Below are 16828 nucleotides of genomic sequence, written 5' to 3' on the forward strand. Positions count from 1 at the left end.
GCGTCTAAGACTCCGAGCCGAGGTCGACGCGTCCGGACAGGAGAGGCTACGTGGGCGGAACGAGCCTGAAGGCGTATCGGGTCTCCGAGCCACCGCTTCCTGGGTTCATCTTGAAATCGACTCTGTCGGCGCCTGCTCCCAGCTGCACTGTCGTTTTGAAGATGTTCCCATTGCAATGGACCTGCACCGGGGCGACGACTTCGACACCGGACCAACTGGCCACCGACAGTTCGGTCCCGGAGGGTCCTTCACACAAGAACTGCAATTCGTAAGTGCCGGATTTGGCGGACATTCCGAAGCTGGTCGGGGAATTCGAAGCAGCGGAGCCGGCCAGCTCTCCCGGCACTGCGGGTTTCAGTTGCTTTGATGACCATTCGCCCATGTCCTGTTGCGCTGAAGCCATGGGGTCAGTGTTGGGCCCTATCGCAACTCCGGCGGCTGCGGGCCTGCCGGTCGACGGGATCGCGCTGATCGTGATGGGACCGCCCGCGTGCCTGAGGAATCGCTGGAATGTGGCGTCGCAGTCAACGTCTGTTGACAGCGGAAGCCCATCGCCCTCAACGATCGTCAGCTTGGCGAAGTAGCCGCCGGCACACGCGGCCGTGACGACATAGTCCCCGGGAGCAAGTACAGTGGCCAATTTCCCGGCAGGCTCTGCTTCCGTTGGCATACCAGCGTCCGTTACGGATGCACCAAGCAAACGGGCCACGTCACCAACGTTTTCCTCAAATGACCGGGGCGGCAACGTTGCCCCTTTGGACGATGAGCTAACTGTCTGCTCAGGCGGATCACTGTACGTACAACCCGCCAGCGCAAGGACGAGTCCGGCCAAAACAAGCAGTACTCTTCCGCGCTGAGTCTGCATCCCCCAATGAGCTGACATGTTCTGAGCCTACAACCCCGCATTTGGGTGACTGGGGGAGACGGGTCGATCGGAAGCTGCCGCGAGTATACTCGTCGGGCCGAAGAGTAAACAGCCGACGGACACGAGGATCACCCCGGCGAGAAAAACCGGTGCGTTGTGTGTCCGAGCCATTCAATCCCCCAAGAATTGTGAACCCCTAGACTAGCCGTGGCACACTCACCGGCGGCGATGTATCACGATCATTGGCTTCCCCGGGTTCGTGCCTGGCACGCGGGATCCATGCGGCAGCTGGGGTGGCTTCTGGCACCCGCAGCCGTTCCTGCCATAGCGCCGGGTCTTATCGCAGCGCCCGCTGAGGGATCGGCTTACGGGCACGCTTCGTGGCGCAACGAGCCTCCACCAAACTCCCTGGCTCACTACTTCCATAAAGGTACTGCTCCTCATGGGAGCATGTACTCATGAATCGACGCATCATGGGTCTAGGGGTCGTTTTTTTCGTGCTCTACTTTGTACTCGGACTCGTCGTGGGTGGGCTCGTCCTGCTGTGGAGCTTCCACTACCAGTGGTGGGTTTTCGTCCTGCTGATCCTGGTCCCAGCGCTTTTATCCTGGGCTACTCTTGCCCTGCTGGAAGGCCGGCGTAAGACCCCGTCCATATAGAGCACGAACGGGAGTACTTGCCGACCATCTGCTCATTGACAGGTCGGCACCCTACCCAGGAGCCAGATCCACGAGTCGAGGGCGGCGGACCTTGGTTACATCCTGGTCGCGGAAGAGACCGAGACCGCGCGTGAACGACTCTTATGGGGCAGGCCGTGGAACGGGCAAACGGACTGCTCTGGGTCTGCGTGGGGCGGGTGGGGCACTTGCAGGGCCTGAGCGAAGTGGAAGGAATCCTAATCGGGCAAGAGGGCGGTCCGGGCGCCGTCGATATACTCGCTGGATGCGGATCCGTCCAATAGATCTGGTCGACGTGCTGGTCTATCTCGTGGTGCTGGGTGTGTTCATCCAGCTGTTTCCCGACGTCATATCCGAAACATTCCTGTTGGCGCTCTTGACGGCGATCCTGCTGAAGGTCGTCCTTGAAGTCGTGCTGTGGGCGAAGAAGAAAATCGTTGCGCGGATCCGGTCGGCCGATACTCGGCGGGTTCGATTTGTCAGCGCGTTCACCCTGTTGCTGGTGCTGCCGGGGAGCAAGTTCATGGTGCTCGGACTGGTTGACCTGGTATTCGGCGACGCTGTCCGTCTCGGTGGCTTCTTTCAAGTGACTGCACTGATCATCGTTCTCATGCTCGCGCGAGGCGGCGTGCGACGGGTGTTCAGACGGGCCGACGAGAGCGCATCAGCTTAATCGAGGCCATCGCGACGTGCGCGCGTGGGTCGCCTGAATTCAGGTGTGTGCTGCCCAGATCGTCTGGAGTGCGCTCTGCGATAAGGGTGCGGCTGGTGGCTGCGATGCTTTGAACTGGGCAATTTGGGAATGTGTACTTTGTCCACACTTCGGGCTTCGAATCGGGCCGGATTCCGCATGTCCGGGGGAGTCCAGTGTGTGCGGGGGAGGGAATGCAGTTCGAGTCCCACCTCGGGCGCTGTGTTTCCCCTCGTTCGAGGGGGGTGGGTCATCCGGGTCTCCTTTCCGAGTTGTTTTGGTGGCTGTGGTTGGCCTAATACCTATTCATGCCGTGGAGTACTGACGACATAACCTGCGGGGATTTATTGAAGACCTTCTTCTCCGGAATCCTTTGTTTACCGGCGGCTTGGCGGAAGGCTGGTTTCCGTTTGTCCGGCCAAGAGGGGTGTGTACGTTGTCCACACCGGAGTGAGTTTCCTGCCGTTGCTGCTTTGTGGCTCGCTCCTTGCCTGCTTCCCACGAGACGGGCAGGAAGACCCCCGGAAACCCAGGGATCTTCCTGCCTCAACTCACGCAACTTCAGGTAAGGGTTTTGCTGGGTGCAGCGGACCCATCCGAGGTGCCTCTGGCGCAGGCAGTGCTGTCACACCGTGGGGGCGATGTTCTGGTTCAACCGGAATAGATTGGTGGGGTCGTATTCGTTTTTCAGTTCCACGAGCCGCCGGTATGTATCCGCCGGGTACGACGCCCGGACGAGCGCCGTATTCGCTTCACCTGTGAAATTCACGTAGGCCGTCACATCCGGACCGAGCGCAGACGTCACGCCCCGGGCCCATTCGACGACATCCGCGAAGCCTTCCGCTGTCGGCGTGCGCGCAACAACATTGACGATGAATTCCTGGTCGCGGAGTGCGAAGGCCGTTGCTTCGGCAGGAACCCGGCCGACCGCGCCGCCAAGGTGGTGCAGGTGAATCTGCGTCATGGCGCTGGGCAATGCCGCAAACGAGTCCAGCAGCACGCGCACGGATGCGTCGTCGGCGGCGCGCAGAAATGCCGAGCGGAAATAGTTGTGCACGCCCCGCGGGTACAGCGGATCGAGCGCCTGCTGCCATCCCGCGTACGGGTTGGCCGTGAACACATCGGCGATGACCGTGCCCAATGACCGGAAGGGTGCGGTGGCAGCCTCGCCGGCATCTAGATCGCCGGACCAGCACCCTCCCACAGCGATGACCGGCTTGCCGTGCACTGATTCTGGCAGGAACGGGACCGGCGGCGCCATGGTCATGTTGACCAGCGTGGTCAGCTCATCGGGGGCCGCCGCGCAGGCCGCCCGATAGCCCCGCAACACCTGCTCCGCTTCTTCTGCGGGGTAGAAAACCAGGCCGGAAAGGACCATGGGCCCCACTTCGTGCAATTGATACTCGAAGGACGTCACCACACCGAAATTGCCGCCGCCGCCGCGCAGCCCCCAGAACAGATCGGGGTGCTCATCGGCACTGGCGTGAATAAACTGCCCGTCAGCAGTGACGACGTCGGCGCCGACCAGGTTGTCGCTGGCCAGCCCGTGCTTGCGCACGAGCCAGCCGATGCCGCCGCCGGTGGTGAAGCCGGCGATGCCGGTTGAGGACACCAGGCCACCGGTCACCGCAAGCCCGAATTGCTGGGTCTCTGCATCCAGGTCCTTCCAGGTACACCCTGCCTGTGCCGCCACGCGGCGGCGGGCAGGGTCCACCTGGACCCCCTTCATCAGCGAAAGGTCCAGCACGATACCGTCGTCGACGGTGGAAAACCCGGGGATCGAATGTCCACCGCCGCGAACCGACAACGGCAACCCCTCGCTGCGCGCGAGATCGACCGTGCGGATCACGTCTGCCACACCCGCACAGCGTGCGATGAGCGTCGGGCGCCGGTCGTGGGCCCCGTTCCAGATGCTGCGTTCGTGGTCGTAGTCCGCGTCCCCTGGCCTGACGACCGTGCCGCGCAGCCCGGCGGCGAACTCGGCGATGGTGGCCTCGCCGATGCGGGTCGGCCTAGTCTGCGTCGTTGTCACGATGCGTTCCTCCTGATTGCTGTTGGTTGGTCAGATCTCTTTGTCAGATCCAGGAATCACGCTAGTGAACCGTACTCAACGAGCACTCAACGCCGTCTCAACATCATCATCCGGGTCCCGCCTACGCAGTGCGGCCAGCCGCTGACCGGCGATGAGGCATTTCGTTCGGTCGAAAATTTCCCCAGCCCTGTCAATTTCTCGGGCCGCCCGATGTGGGTCGCCGAGCTCGTTGGATAGCTCTGCCACCATCAACCGTTGCCAGCCAGTGTGTCGCCGCCATGGGGCGACTTTTTCCGCTGCCTGCCTGTACATTTCCCGCGCTGCCCGGACCTCCCCGGAGATCAATTCGGCGGCACCGAGAATGGTCAGCGTGGCGCCCATTCCCACCTGATCTCCCGCGGACTCGAACCCTGAAAGGCAACGCCGAGCGTCTGTCAGGCCGCGGTCGATATCACCACCCATGGCGCGGAGCAGGGCGATATTAATCTCGGTCAGCAGCTCGCCGCGTCGGTCGCCGAGACCGAGCCGAAGCTCCCGCGCCAAGGACAGGGCCTCATCGGCCGCACTGTGGTCGCCACAGTCGCGCAGAATGCAGCCAAGTTGGTGGAGTGTTTGCGCCCTGGCCAGGTCATCTCCTAACTCGGCGAAATGTTCGGCTGCATCCGTGATGACGGATATCGCAGACTGAGTGTCTCTCGAAAGCCTGGCCGCGTAGCCGATCGCGGACAGCACGTAGCCTTTGGCTTGGATGACGCCGACCCGCCGGCCCAACAGCAGGGTTTCCTCGACGCAGGGCACCAACCGTCCGGCGATCGGGACCAGTTGCAGGCTGGGCGTGATCACCGGCAGGAAGGGTGGAGTGCTGGTATCAGACTGCGCGAGTTCGCTCAGGCAGGTGTTTAGGTGACGGGCGGCGAGTGGTCCGTCCTCCCGGGACAACGCGCACTGGCCGAGCAGCCAACTGCTGGCTGCGCAATGTTCGGGTCTGCCACCCTCGACTGCCTCGGTGTGCACGTCGGCCGCCAGCTGTTCGGCCTCGTCCAGGTCGAAAGTGCTCCAGGCGAGCGAGGTCTCAATGAGCCGGGCCATCGTCACCTCGTCGGGGTTGCCGATCTCCCGCATAATTGCCAGGGCCTCCGCGCCGAGCGCCCGATGCCGATCGCCACGGCCCTGCCGGCTGTCCAGCCCGGTCAGGCCGATCAGGGCAGCCGCGCGAGGCCGGGTCGAGTCGGGAGCCACCGCCAAGGCACGCTCCACCCAACGTGCTCCCTCGACCGCGTGACCGCGGAGGAACCAGAACCGCCACAGGCTGGCCGCGAGCCGGAGCGCGGTCCCGGGCTCGTGGGCGCACGACCAGCGCAACGCAGCGCGCAGGTTGTCGTGCTCGCGGTCGAGCAACTTCGGCTGTTCGATGACCACCCCGGTGGCCCGTTCGGGATTGTGGGATTCGGCGACGGCAAGGAAGTAGGCGCAATGCGCAGCCGCCAGTTGAGCCGCCTCACCTGCATGATCGAGATTCTCTTGGCCAAACTGGCGGACCGTCTCCAATTGCCGGTATCGGGTCCCGGCGCCCCTCCTTTCGGTGACCACCAAAGACTTGTCCACCAGCTTGGCCAACAGGTCGAGCAGTTCGATCTGGTGGAGGGGCGCGTCAGCGCAGACTGCTGCCACAGCGTCGAGGGTGAAACCACCCGCGAACACAGACAGCCGGCGCAGCAGAACCTGCTCCGGTTTGGTGAGCAGTTCGTGGCTCCATTCCAAGGTGCCACGCAGCGTCTGGTGCCGTGTGACGCCGCTGGTTCCCCCGCCGAGCATGGACAAAGCATCGCCCAATCCCTGGACGATCTCGGCGGGTTCGAGTACGGCCGTCCTGGCCGCGGCCAATTCGAGGGCCAGCGGCATCCCGTCGAGCCGTCGGCACAACTCTGTCACCCCCTGCGCGTTGTCGGCGTCGAGCGCGAAACCCGGCCGGACCTGCGCTGCCCGCTCAACGAAAAGCCGGACAGAGGGCAGACGGCCCAGCACGGCCAGATCGAGAGCGTCAGTCGGCAGGGGCGAGGGCAGGGGCAATGACGGCACCCGGTAGGTGTACTCCCCGTCGGCATGGAGTGGCTCCCGGCTGGTGGCCAGCACTTTAACCCCAGAGGATCCGTCAAGTAGCGCGACGACGAGTTGCGCACAGGCCGCGAGCAAGTGTTCGCAGTTGTCCAGCACGAGGAGCAGCGAGCGTCGCCGCAGTTGGTCGACCAGCGCTTGCACGCGGCTTGGTGCAGCGCCGGAATCCAACCCGAGAACCTCGGCTACGGCATCGGCCACCAGCAGCGACTCCCCAACGGCCGCGAGGTCAACGAACCAGACTCCGTCCACGTACTCAGGACGAACTGTCTTCGCGGCCTCCAAGGCCAGTCTGGTCTTGCCGCTGCCGCCAGCCCCGGTGAGGGTGAGCAGGCGAGCATGGCCCATCAGCCGCTCGACGTCAACGAGCTCACGCTCGCGCCCGATGAAGCTCGTCAACGGGGATGGCAGATAGCCGATGGCATCGTCTTTGCCGGTCACTCCGGCGGGCTGGTGGAGGCGTTCCTCGGGCGGCGAGCCGGTCAACAATTCGCGAAACAGTTCCACCGTCCGGGTGTCCGGGTCGGTCCCGAACGTGTCGAGGAGCTCGTCGACCAGCCGCTCATATCGTGCCAATGCTTCCGACCGCCGGCCCATCCCAGCCAGCACCACCATCTGCGCGCGCACGGCTCCCTCGTGAACGGGATCGGATTCGAGCGCATGGGTGAGGATGACCAACGCTTCCTCCGGTGCGCGTTGCGCCACCGTGGACGCCAGTTTCACCAGTACCTCGCGATGGATTTCCCGGAGCTCATCGCGGCGTGTCGTCAGCCAGTCCGCATCCGGCAGTTCCGGCAAAAGATCACCAGTGTACAAGTCGGCCGCATCGCGCAGGCCGGCCTCGACACCTGCAGCCAACGCTGCCACGGCCGAACGCTCGAACTGCAGGACATCGACATCGACCGGGCCAGTGTCATCCAGCACGACCACTTCACCGCGGATGGCGAGCAGCCCGTCGTTGCCGGCTCCAGCGCTAGCGAGCGCACGGCGAGCGACGTACAGGGTCTGATGCAGATTCCGTGCGGCGGCCACCGGCTCCATGTCAGGCCACAGGCGGTCCAGTACCTGCTCGCGACGGTTACGCTGACCACGCGCCAGCGCCAGCATTGCCACCACGGCCTTTGCCTTCTGCAGCCGCCAGTGGCTGTTCTCGACGGCGTTCCCGTTGACGTACACGATGAACGAGCCGAGAAGCTGGATGCGCAACCCGCTTTGGGTAGGCTTCATGGTTCTTCAGTATCCGCCCGCCAACCGGGGTTGTCGAACAACGAAATTTCCACACGCGCGCTGCCTTGGCGCACTCTGTGAGCGCCCCATCAGACAACTCATGACAACGGCACCGCAGGTCACTGGCCGGGGTGTGGCACGTCGGGGGCCCGCTTACGGGAGGCTTCGCTGCCGTTTTACGGGGCACCTCTTTGCGGAACGCCTGAGCCGTTAGCCAGGGTTGCCGGCTGCCGGTATCGGTTCATCTTTTAGGCCGGGCGGGCGCTAGTTGAAAGGCTGCTTTCGTTTGGTCCGTGTTCTGTGAGTTGCTGAAGTTCGCGGAGAATCTCCAACTGCTGGCGGTTAATGTCCATCAGGAGATCGATCTCTTCCTTGGACTTCAGGTTCGTAGTGTAGTCATGCTGGGCCATGGCCCCGGCGATGGCATCCTGGCGTTTGGCGGCGATGAGCAGAATTGCTCCTTGCAGACCGGCCAGCATGGACAGAAAGAGGTTAAGAAGGATGTAGGGGTACGGATCCCAGGCATGGGTCGCCAGCGCCCAGGTGTTTACGGCGGCCCAGACCAGCATGAAGGCGATGAAACCTCCCACGAAAGGCCAGCTCCCCATCCCGTTTCGCATGAAGTCCGCGGCCTGCTGCCCGCGGGTGAGGGAAGCCTTGTGCTTGTCGTGCCAGGTGTTCGGTTCTCCGGTCATCCTCCACCCTAACCAGACCCGACGGCTGGGACCTGCTTCTCCGTTAGTCTGCGCCATGAGTCCTAGCCCTCCGGTGCCGTCGGATCTCCCGGCACCTGCCCCGTGGCGGTGACTCCGGGACTGGTGCTCAGCTGCCGGGACGAAATGGAGGGAATGCAGTTCGAGTCCTACCTCGGGATGGCTCGCTTTTGGTGCTCTTCGCTCATGCCCCGGTGGCTGTGGAGCATCAGTCTGAGTTGGGCGTTCGTGCCGCCTTCAATCCGGTTGGTAGTGGAGGCCATCTCGAGTCCGGTGAACTCGTGGTTCTGCCGCTACGTATCACCTTCCCCGGATGAGGCCCACGCCCGCGTTACGGGTAGACAATGGTCGGACTTGCGTGCGGCAGGGTTCCCTGCCGCATTCCATTTCGGAAAGGGGCCTCCAGTGTCCAGACCACACCCGATCCTCGCCGGATCGATCGCAGCCGGGGCAGCCATCGTACTGCTCACGGGTTGCGGCACGTCCAGCCCCGGCACCAGTGTCAGCAGCGCCAGAGCGGAGAAGAACGTTTCGCAGGCCTGCGCTGCTGCCAGTGCCTTCGCCGGATCCCTGACAAATTTCAAACAGACACTCAAACCTGGTGCCACGATAGAACAGATCAAATCGGCACGGGAACAGGTCGCGAAGACCTACGACGACCTGGTCAAGGCCAGCCAGGATGTAGCCAAAGACGAAATGGACGCAGTTAAGACGGCCGAAAACAAGTTCGACGCAGCCGTCAGAGCCGTCCCGGATGATGCCACCCTTACTCAGGCGGCCGCCTCCCTGCGGGACGACGCCGCCAACGTCCAGGCCGCGGTCAGTGACCTCCAAACGGCGACTAAATGCTGACCTCAAGGCCCCTCCGGGCAGGTCTGCAGCTAGCCTCAGTCCTGCCCCGGCTGCATTCCCGCCCCACACCGCTCCTACAGAAAGCAGGGAAGTTGACATGAGCTTCTGGGAAAACTTTTGGGATATCTTCTGGTGGTTCTTCCTCGTATACGCGTTCATCGCCTTCCTCTGGGCGTTGTTCGCCGTCATCGGCGACCTGTTCCGCGACGACACGCTGAGCGGCTGGTGGAAAGCCGTCTGGATCCTCTTCCTGGTCTTCGTGCCCTTGTTGGGTGTGCTGGTCTACGTGATTGCCCGCGGTAAGGGCATGACGGAGCGGTCCATGGCACGGGCCCAGGAGAACCGGGAGGCCTCGGATGCTTACATCCGCAGCGTCGCTGCACCGAGTCCGAGCGACGAGATCTCCAAAGCCACGGCTCTTCGGGACTCCGGAACAATCAGCGCTGATGAATTCGAAAGAATCAAGACCAAGGCTCTGGTCTGAGAGCGCCATCGACCCAGCACCGCTTGGCAGCAGATGCAATGACCATGGACGAGGTGGTGTCTTAGTCCTCGACCAGGGTGCGGTGTCCTTCTGCGCAACCGCCAGACTGTCGCTCCATGCCATTGGGCGGCACGGTGGCCGGTTGCCAGCCGTCGAGGGCGTTCCCGCAGACGGTTCGGACCGGCCGAGGCTGCGAGGCATAACCCGATCAGTAAACTCTCTGGCTGCCCACAGGAAGCCGGGCTACTATCCGGCTGTCACTCCGTTTAGAAAAGGAGAACCCCTTGTCTGAAGAATCAGTAGGGAGCGTCGTGCTGGTGATGCACGATCTGCCGACCGCGGAGGGCTGCGGTGTCATGGCCGTCCAGAACGCGGCGCTGTCCCTTGCCGGCGCTATCGGCCGTGGAGCCTGCCGATGCCTGGCTGGTCGCGTCGGCAGTCCGGTCCCGCGGCCAATGCCTTGGGTTGCGGGCTGATGTCTACAGACCAGGTGCCCACAACCCGGCGCCCTCTCGGCCAGGGTCACAGCATGGCCAGGCACTCGGTCGGGGCCGAGACACTGATCAAAGCCCGAAGCTCCACCGTCTGGGACGTCATCACCGATGCACGGAACTTCACCGTCTGGGAATCCGGCATCACGCACATCAGGGGCGAGTTGCGCAACGGTGGCACCATCAGAATCCGAACCCACACCGGAGGGGAGCGCACCTTCCGGCTGCGCGTCCAGCAGATGCCCGGCGAGGTGATGACCTGGACCCAGGGCCTGCCTCTGGGCCTGCTCACCGGGGTGCGTACCTTCACGCTTGAACCGGTGGGCGGCATGACGCACCTGCTCGTAAGAGAAGAGTTCACTGGCCCGCTTTGCGGGCTGCTGCTCCGGGAGTTTGCGTCCGACACGCAGCAGGCTTTCACCGATTACGTTAGCGCGGTCAGGAAACGCGCCGAAATTCTCGGCCGACACGTTCGAACCACGGGATCATGAGCGCCATCGGAGAAGCGCGCAGCGTCCAAGAGCGCCCGACGCCGCCCGAGCGTGCTCTGGGCCATACTCCCCGACGGAGCACTAGTGGCGCTCTGAGGTTACGACACCGGTTGTCTGCAGAACACGTTCAGAAAAGCCACGGATCCACCCCCGCGGGCCCTTGTTGGGTCGGCCCTATCGGTTTAGTGTGGGGCCCGTCGGGCAGTGTGCGCATGGATGCACGCTGGATAGGGACCGGACGGGATCATCCAGCACGCCTTCGGTGCCTTAAAAGCGAAGGAACGTAATGGCGATGATGGCTGAACCGGAAATCCACCCGCCGCCCCCTTTGGCCGGCCGGGGCCTCTATCTGCTGGACGACCACGAGGTCGTGAGACGGGGCCTGCGCCATCTGCTGGAGTCCGAAGGTCTCAGCATCGCCGGAGAATCAGGATCCGCGCACCGGGCGTTCCGGCGAATCCCTGCCCTCCGCCCGGAGCTGGTCATCCTTGACGATGATCTCCCCGACGGTTCAGGTGCCGACGTGTGCCGGGCCATCGCTGCGGCGGACCCGACCATCCGGTGCCTCCTGATGACCGGAGATGCCAACGAAGTCGTGCTGATCGACTCGATTCTGGCCGGCGCATGGGGGTGCCTGTCCAAACAGGACGGCAGCTGCGAACAGCTCAGGCTCATCCGCCGTGCCCTGGCCGGGCACACCGCGTACAGCGGCCGGTTCCGGACCGCGCTCGTTACCCCGCTCGTCGGGCCCGCAACCCAGTCCCTGGATAGGAGACTCCTGACCCTTACGAGACAGGAAATGAATACCGCCATCCGACTGGGGAGAGGGCTGACCAACCGCCAGATCAGCCAGGAAATGTCGCTGGCGGAAAGACCGTGAAGAATCTGACCTCAACCATTCTGAGGAAACTCGGCATGGCGAGCAGGACGCAGGCCGCCGTGTTCATCACCAGGGCGCTGAATTCTTCTAACGACCCTGCCGACGGCGGATACCGGTTTAGCCCATCCCCGGCTCTGATCGCGGAGGTCACGGCAGCGCTGCTGACCTGCACCAGCGAGTCCTGCACCGTGCCACCCACAGGCGAAGTGCGGGCAAGGGACGTCCGGCGGCTTACCGACGCACTCACGGCGACCCGGACCGATCGGATGGGACCCCACCTGCTGCCCGGCCGGACTTAAAAACCCGGAATGCCGCGAACCGCGCTCCCGGTGAGGGAGTCAGGCTGCGCATTCAGTACAGTAGCGGTGGCCGTTCTTCTGCCGATCCACGACCCCAGGCAATTGGTGGACACCGGGCGTTGGCGCGAGCACTTGATTGCGTCAGTGAGACAGCATTACGCCGACCTGTGTCCGGATGTCCTGAACAATCTCGTCGATGCTCAATGCGGCGTTCACGGTCGCTGCCATGCTGAGGAACATGATGGCGCTGACGATGCGGGCCGTCGTAGCGGCATCGTGCGCACGAGCCGGCTCCTGCCTGCCCAGGACGGCAGCGATGGCCTCCTCGGTCTCCGCGACGATGGAGAGGGCCTCAGCGTGACGGGGCTCCGTGGGATCACCGAAGACCATTTCGCGCAGGTACGTGCGTCCGTTGTCGACCTGGACGCGGTTGCATTCCACAATCGGCCGTACGATTGCCAGCACCGCATCGAGGATATCCGGGGTGGTTTCGGCATCAGCCCGACCTTGCTGAAGCGCTTCGGCGTAGTGCGCGTTCTGCACGAGGAGGAGGAGTTCGCCTTTGGTCTTCGCGTAAAGGAACAGGGTCCCGGTGCCTATGTCCGCCTTGTCGGCGATCTGCTGGGTCGTGACATCCTCGATGCCGTGCTCGGCCAGCAGTTCGCTTGCCGCGGCCGTGATGCGGTCCAGCTTCTGCTGCTTGTTCCGCTCGCGCCGTCCGACCGGCTGGGAGGCGAGAGACATGGTGATGGATCCTCCGGAATAGATTCTGACTGCACTCAGTTATGAGTGTAGTCACTACTGTTTGGGTTCGAATGTTCCTTCGTTCATTCTCCCACGCAAGGGCCGAACCCCAGTGTTCCGCCCCGGCAGAGTGGTGGCGCTATTACCCCGCGACGCAAAGGACCGCACACATGACTTCCTCCCTCTGGCAACCCTTCACCCTCGGCAATGTGGAGCTGCCGCACCGGCTCGCGCTGGCCCCGCTGACCCGGAGCCGCGCAAACCCTGACGGCACCCCCGGGGAACTGGCCGCGGAGTACTACGGCCAACGCGCCTCGCTCGGGCTGATCATCACCGAGGGCACGCAGCCGTCCGAGGACGGCCAGGGCTATCTGAACACCCCCGGCATCTACACTCCTGAACACATCGAGGGATGGCGAAAGATCGCCGACACGGTGCATGCAGGCGGCGGGGCCCTGTTCATCCAACTGATGCACGTCGGCCGGATGTCGCACCCGGATAACACCCCGCACCACCGTCAGCCCGTTGGCCCATCGGCGATCTCGTCCGAGCAGGACATGTTCACTCCAACGGGCCCGCAGAAGACGCCGGTGCCGCGTGAGCTGACTGCCGAAGACATCCAGGCCACCATCGCCGGGTTCCGCCACGCCGCAGCCTCCGCTATCGCAGCGGGAGCGGACGGCGTGGAGATCCACAGCGCGAACGGGTACCTGCTCCACCAGTTCCTCTCGCCAAACTCGAACCACCGCACGGACGAATACGGCGGATCCGTGGAGAACCGGTCCCGGTTCGTCGTCGCGGTCGCCCGCGCGGTGGCCGAGGAGATCGGGGCAGACCGGACCGGCATCCGCATCTCACCGGCGTTCCCGCTGGGCGGAATCAACGAAGGGGATCCCGCCGACGTCCGGACCCAGTACCGCCACCTGGTCGGCGAACTCGCCACACTGGACCTTGCGTACCTGCACGTACACCACCTCGGTGACGACGAACTGCTGCGGTCCTTCCGCGACGCGTGGCCTGCGGCCATCCTCGTCGTCCGCTATGGGCGCGACCGTGAGCAGATTGCCGACGACATCGACGCCGGGCTCGCGGACATCGCGCCGCTGGGCCGCTTCGCCCTGTCGAACCCCGACATTGTTGAGCGCCTGCGCACTGGTGCGCCACTGAATGAGGTGGACCCGGCAACCCTGTATGGCGGCGGCGCGGCCGGGTACACCGACTATCCGGCCCTGGCACACGCCTAATCGTCTGCCGCGGGCCGTCCGCCGCCGACCTTACATACCCCGTACCGATCAGAAAGAAGAAACAGTCATGCCCTCACTCAACGGAGCAGTCGTCCTCGTCACCGGAGCCAACGGCGGAATCGGCACGCAGTTCGTGCACGAAGCACTCGCGCGGGGAGCTGCAAAGGTTTATGCCTCCGCCCGCACCCCCCGCACTTGGAACGACGAGCGCATCGTTCCGCTCGCCTTGGACGTCACCGACTCCGCCTCCATCCAGGCGGCGGTCGAGGCGGCACCGGATGTGACCGTGCTGATCAACAACGCCGGCGCGTCGGTCTCCAGTGCCGGGATCCTCACCCACACGGACGAGGAGATCCGCAGGAACGTCGAGACGAACTTTCTCGGGCCTCTCTTCGTCGCCCGCGCGTTCGCTCCGGTCTTGTCGGTGAAGGACGGAGCGATGATCATCGACATCCACTCGGCCCTGAGCTGGTACGCCGTCGCCGGCATCTACAGCGCCACCAAAGCCGCCCTCTGGTCCGCGACTAACTCCCTCCGCCTCGAACTCGCCCCCGCCGGCGTGCACGTCGTCGGCGTCCACGTCGCATACGTCGACACCGCGATGGCCGCGCACGCCACCGACCCGAAGCTCGACCCGGCCGTGCTGGTGCGCACCGTGTTCGACGCCACCGAGGCAGGGCAGTACGAGGTCCTCGCCGACGACACGTCTGTCCAGCTCAAGGCCGGACTCAGCGCACCCCTCGAAGCGGTCTACCCGCAGTTGGCGGCGACGAACGCATAAGGGAACAACCGGTGCCACCGCGTTCACCAAAAGTGAGCGCGGTGGCACGACTCCCGCCGCAGGGAGTGTCTGAATAGCGGAGGATCCGGGGTTGGCCTGACACTCCGGGGGGGTCACCAGCCAGGGGCCGCGTCACGGGTGGCGATACTTTTGATCACTCTGCTGACGCGTTTGTGGGTGTCCTGTTCGAGCTGGCCAGCGCGACGGGGCGCCACGCCAATGGCTGTGCCCGCCCGTATTCACGGACGGGCACAGCCACAGTGACTCTCTGCTCTGTTAGCGGGATCTTGTCAGGTACGTGCTGGTCAGTGGGCGAGGAATTCCACGGCGACGGGGGAGAACCTGTCGTGGAACTGGAAGATTCCGCCGTGGCCCGAGTCGGGGTAGATGATCAGCTCGGATCCCTTGATGCGCCGGTGCAGGTCCCCGGACAGGACCGACGGCACCATGCGGTCGTTGTCGCCGTTGGCGATGAGGGTGGGGTGGGTGAGCCGTGACAGGTCCGACGGCGCGGAGCGGCCGAACTTCCGGATTGCCTTCAGCTGAGTCTGGAAGGCTTTGGTGCTGATCGGCTTGTCGCGGTCGACAGTGCGCTCCTGCAGGCGCCTGATGAACGCCTTCGCGGCCGACTTGCCGGTCGCGTTGCGGTTAAAGAACAGGAACTCCTTCGGGTCCGAGCGCGTCAGGGTCGCGCGGAGGACGTCCCAGTAGGTGGCGCCGACGACCTTGTCGATGTCCTTGCCGCCCCGCGGCCCGGTACCAGCCAGCACGAGCTTGCGGACGAGGTCGGGATGCTTGAGGACCAGGTCCTGGGCGATCATGCCGCCCATTGAGAAGGAGAAGACGTCGACCTGGTCGAGCCCGAGGGCCTTGATGAAGGTGTAGGCGTCGTCGGCCATCGCCTCGATGCTGTCGGGAACCTGCCCGGTGGAGGCGCCGACACCGCGCTGGTCGAAGGTGATGACGTGGCGGTTCTTCGCGATGGGCTCGATGATGCGCGGGTCCCAGTTGTCCAGGGTCGCGGCAAGGTGCACGAAGAATACGACGGGTATGCCGGTCTTGGGCCCCAGCTCGCGGTAGGCGTAGGTGACGCCACCTGAAGTGATGGAGCGTGTGGCGGCCTTCGCGTACGAGGTGACGACAGAGCCGTTCGGGGTGTCAAAGCTGCTCATGCTGGTAGTCCTCCTGAGTGGTCTGTGATGGGTCTGGTTGCCGGCGGCTCAGGAGGGAAGGGTGACGACGGCTTTGCCGCGGAGGCCGCCCTTGGCCAGCGACTCGAGCGCCTGTGGGGTCTGGGCGAAGTCGAAGACCCGTCCAACGACCGGGCGCAGCACGCCGTCGTCAACCAGGGCGGTGATCTGGCGCAGCTGGTCGCCGCTGGCACGCATGAAGAGGAACTCGTAGCTGACGCCGAGCTTCTTCGCCTGCCGCCGGATCCTGCTGCTGAGCCCCGCGATCGCCAGGCGCAGCACAGGGTTAAGGCCGGCTTTGCGCGCGAATGCCGGGTCCGGCGGGCCGGCGATTCCGATCGCCTTCCCGCCGGGCTTGAGGATGCGCAGTGACTTGACGAGGTTCTCCCCGCCGAGGCTGTCGAGCACCAGATCGTACCCGGTGAGGAGCTGTTCGAAGTCCTGCGTACGGTAGTCGATCACAGTGTCCGCGCCGAGATCGCGCACGAAGTCGGCGTTGGAGGCACTGGCGGTGGTCGCGACGGTGGCGCCGAGGTGCTTGGCGAGTTGGATCGCGATCGACCCGACCCCGCCGGCTCCGGCGTGGATGAGGACATTCTGCCCCGGACGTAGGTTGCCTTGCACAACGAGGGCCTGCCACGCCGTAAGTGCAACCAGCGGTAGGGAGCCGGCCTCCTCCATGCTGATAGACGCGGGTTTCAGTGCCAGATCGGCCTCGGTGATGGCGATGCGCTCGGCGAACGTGCCGATGCGGTCTTTGTCGGGGCGGGCGTAGACCTCGTCACCGGGTTTGAAGCCGCGCACCTTCGCCCCGACGCGGATGACTGTGCCGGCGACATCGTTGCCAAGGATCAGCTGGAGCTTGTACGGGAGGATCTGCTTGAACTCACCCAGGCGGATCTTTTCGTCCAATTGGTTGAGGCCAGCTGCGTGGACCTGGACCAGCACATCGCGGTCGCCGACCGTCGGCTCCGGGACGTCTGCTGCGCGAAGCGGCTCCTTGTACTTGGTGACGACGAATGCCCTCATGGCGTGCTGCTCCTCTATGACGT

Annotated in this window: 16 protein-coding genes; 9 read left to right on the plus strand and 7 right to left on the minus strand. The window is 64.3% G+C overall.

Annotated features, from left to right (window positions below):
* Window positions 1–46 precede the first annotated feature (46 nt).
* Window positions 47–403 carry a hypothetical protein gene (locus tag AC1DBX_RS16585; protein ID WP_476857408.1) on the minus strand — a complete coding sequence of 119 codons (357 nt, stop codon included), beginning with the start codon at window positions 401–403 and terminating at the stop codon, window positions 47–49.
* A 959-nt stretch (window positions 404–1362) separates the two neighbouring features.
* Between AC1DBX_RS16585 and AC1DBX_RS16590 the strand changes: the two genes are divergently transcribed.
* Window positions 1363–1524: a hypothetical protein gene (locus AC1DBX_RS16590; protein ID WP_476851183.1), complete on the plus strand. Its 162-nt coding sequence runs from the start codon at window positions 1363–1365 to the stop codon at window positions 1522–1524.
* Window positions 1525–1807: 283 nt separating this feature from the next.
* Window positions 1808–2215 (plus strand): hypothetical protein, encoded by a 408-nt coding sequence (locus AC1DBX_RS16595; protein WP_476932251.1) that lies wholly within the window; start codon window positions 1808–1810, stop codon window positions 2213–2215.
* Window positions 2216–2858: 643 nt separating this feature from the next.
* Here the strand turns inward: AC1DBX_RS16595 and AC1DBX_RS16600 are convergent.
* From AC1DBX_RS16600 to AC1DBX_RS16610, 3 genes are all read right to left on the minus strand, one after another.
* Window positions 2859–4265 (minus strand): FAD-binding oxidoreductase, encoded by a 1407-nt coding sequence (locus AC1DBX_RS16600; RefSeq protein WP_476932252.1) that lies wholly within the window; start codon window positions 4263–4265, stop codon window positions 2859–2861.
* A gap of 75 nt (window positions 4266–4340) precedes the next feature.
* The gene (locus AC1DBX_RS16605; RefSeq protein WP_476932253.1) at window positions 4341–7607 is read right to left on the minus strand and encodes a BTAD domain-containing putative transcriptional regulator; all 3267 of its coding nucleotides are present in this window, start codon (window positions 7605–7607) and stop codon (window positions 4341–4343) included.
* Window positions 7608–7855: 248 nt separating this feature from the next.
* Entirely contained in the window at window positions 7856–8302 is a 447-nt protein-coding gene (locus tag AC1DBX_RS16610; RefSeq protein WP_476851179.1) for a DUF1003 domain-containing protein, read from the minus strand.
* A gap of 423 nt (window positions 8303–8725) precedes the next feature.
* On the opposite strand from AC1DBX_RS16610, the gene AC1DBX_RS16615 reads away from it, so the two are divergent.
* The 5 genes from AC1DBX_RS16615 to AC1DBX_RS16635 all read left to right on the plus strand — a co-directional run bounded on the left by AC1DBX_RS16615 (window position 8726) and on the right by AC1DBX_RS16635 (window position 11817).
* Complete coding sequence (locus AC1DBX_RS16615) at window positions 8726–9172, plus strand: hypothetical protein (protein WP_476857402.1); 447 nt, start codon at window positions 8726–8728, stop codon at window positions 9170–9172.
* Window positions 9173–9269: 97 nt separating this feature from the next.
* Window positions 9270–9656: an SHOCT domain-containing protein gene (locus AC1DBX_RS16620; protein WP_028276897.1), complete on the plus strand. Its 387-nt coding sequence runs from the start codon at window positions 9270–9272 to the stop codon at window positions 9654–9656.
* Between the two features lie 529 nt (window positions 9657–10185).
* Complete coding sequence (locus AC1DBX_RS16625; RefSeq protein WP_476851177.1) at window positions 10186–10638, plus strand: SRPBCC family protein; 453 nt, start codon at window positions 10186–10188, stop codon at window positions 10636–10638.
* A gap of 286 nt (window positions 10639–10924) precedes the next feature.
* Window positions 10925–11518, plus strand: a complete 594-nt coding sequence (locus AC1DBX_RS16630) for a response regulator (RefSeq protein WP_476932254.1) — start codon at window positions 10925–10927, stop codon at window positions 11516–11518.
* Between the two features lie 35 nt (window positions 11519–11553).
* Complete coding sequence (locus AC1DBX_RS16635) at window positions 11554–11817, plus strand: hypothetical protein (RefSeq protein WP_476932255.1); 264 nt, start codon at window positions 11554–11556, stop codon at window positions 11815–11817.
* A 141-nt stretch (window positions 11818–11958) separates the two neighbouring features.
* Here the strand turns inward: AC1DBX_RS16635 and AC1DBX_RS16640 are convergent, their stop codons facing one another.
* Complete coding sequence (locus tag AC1DBX_RS16640; protein ID WP_476932256.1) at window positions 11959–12561, minus strand: TetR/AcrR family transcriptional regulator; 603 nt, start codon at window positions 12559–12561, stop codon at window positions 11959–11961.
* 170 nt (window positions 12562–12731) lie between these two features.
* Here AC1DBX_RS16640 and AC1DBX_RS16645 point away from each other — a divergent pair, with 170 nt between their 5' ends.
* Both AC1DBX_RS16645 and AC1DBX_RS16650 read left to right on the plus strand, forming a co-directional pair.
* The gene (locus AC1DBX_RS16645; protein WP_476932257.1) at window positions 12732–13805 is read left to right on the plus strand and encodes an alkene reductase; all 1074 of its coding nucleotides are present in this window, start codon (window positions 12732–12734) and stop codon (window positions 13803–13805) included.
* A 67-nt stretch (window positions 13806–13872) separates the two neighbouring features.
* Window positions 13873–14586, plus strand: a complete 714-nt coding sequence (locus tag AC1DBX_RS16650; RefSeq protein ID WP_476857397.1) for an SDR family oxidoreductase — start codon at window positions 13873–13875, stop codon at window positions 14584–14586.
* A gap of 305 nt (window positions 14587–14891) precedes the next feature.
* On the opposite strand, the gene AC1DBX_RS16655 is transcribed toward AC1DBX_RS16650, so the two are convergent.
* Window positions 14892–15758, minus strand: a complete 867-nt coding sequence (locus tag AC1DBX_RS16655) for an alpha/beta fold hydrolase (protein WP_476932258.1) — start codon at window positions 15756–15758, stop codon at window positions 14892–14894.
* A 48-nt stretch (window positions 15759–15806) separates the two neighbouring features.
* The gene (locus AC1DBX_RS16660; RefSeq protein WP_476932293.1) at window positions 15807–16805 is read right to left on the minus strand and encodes an NADP-dependent oxidoreductase; all 999 of its coding nucleotides are present in this window, start codon (window positions 16803–16805) and stop codon (window positions 15807–15809) included.
* Window positions 16806–16828 lie beyond the last annotated feature (23 nt).

The sequence above is a fragment of the Arthrobacter sp. 10N44_2 genome (assembly GCF_056394385.1).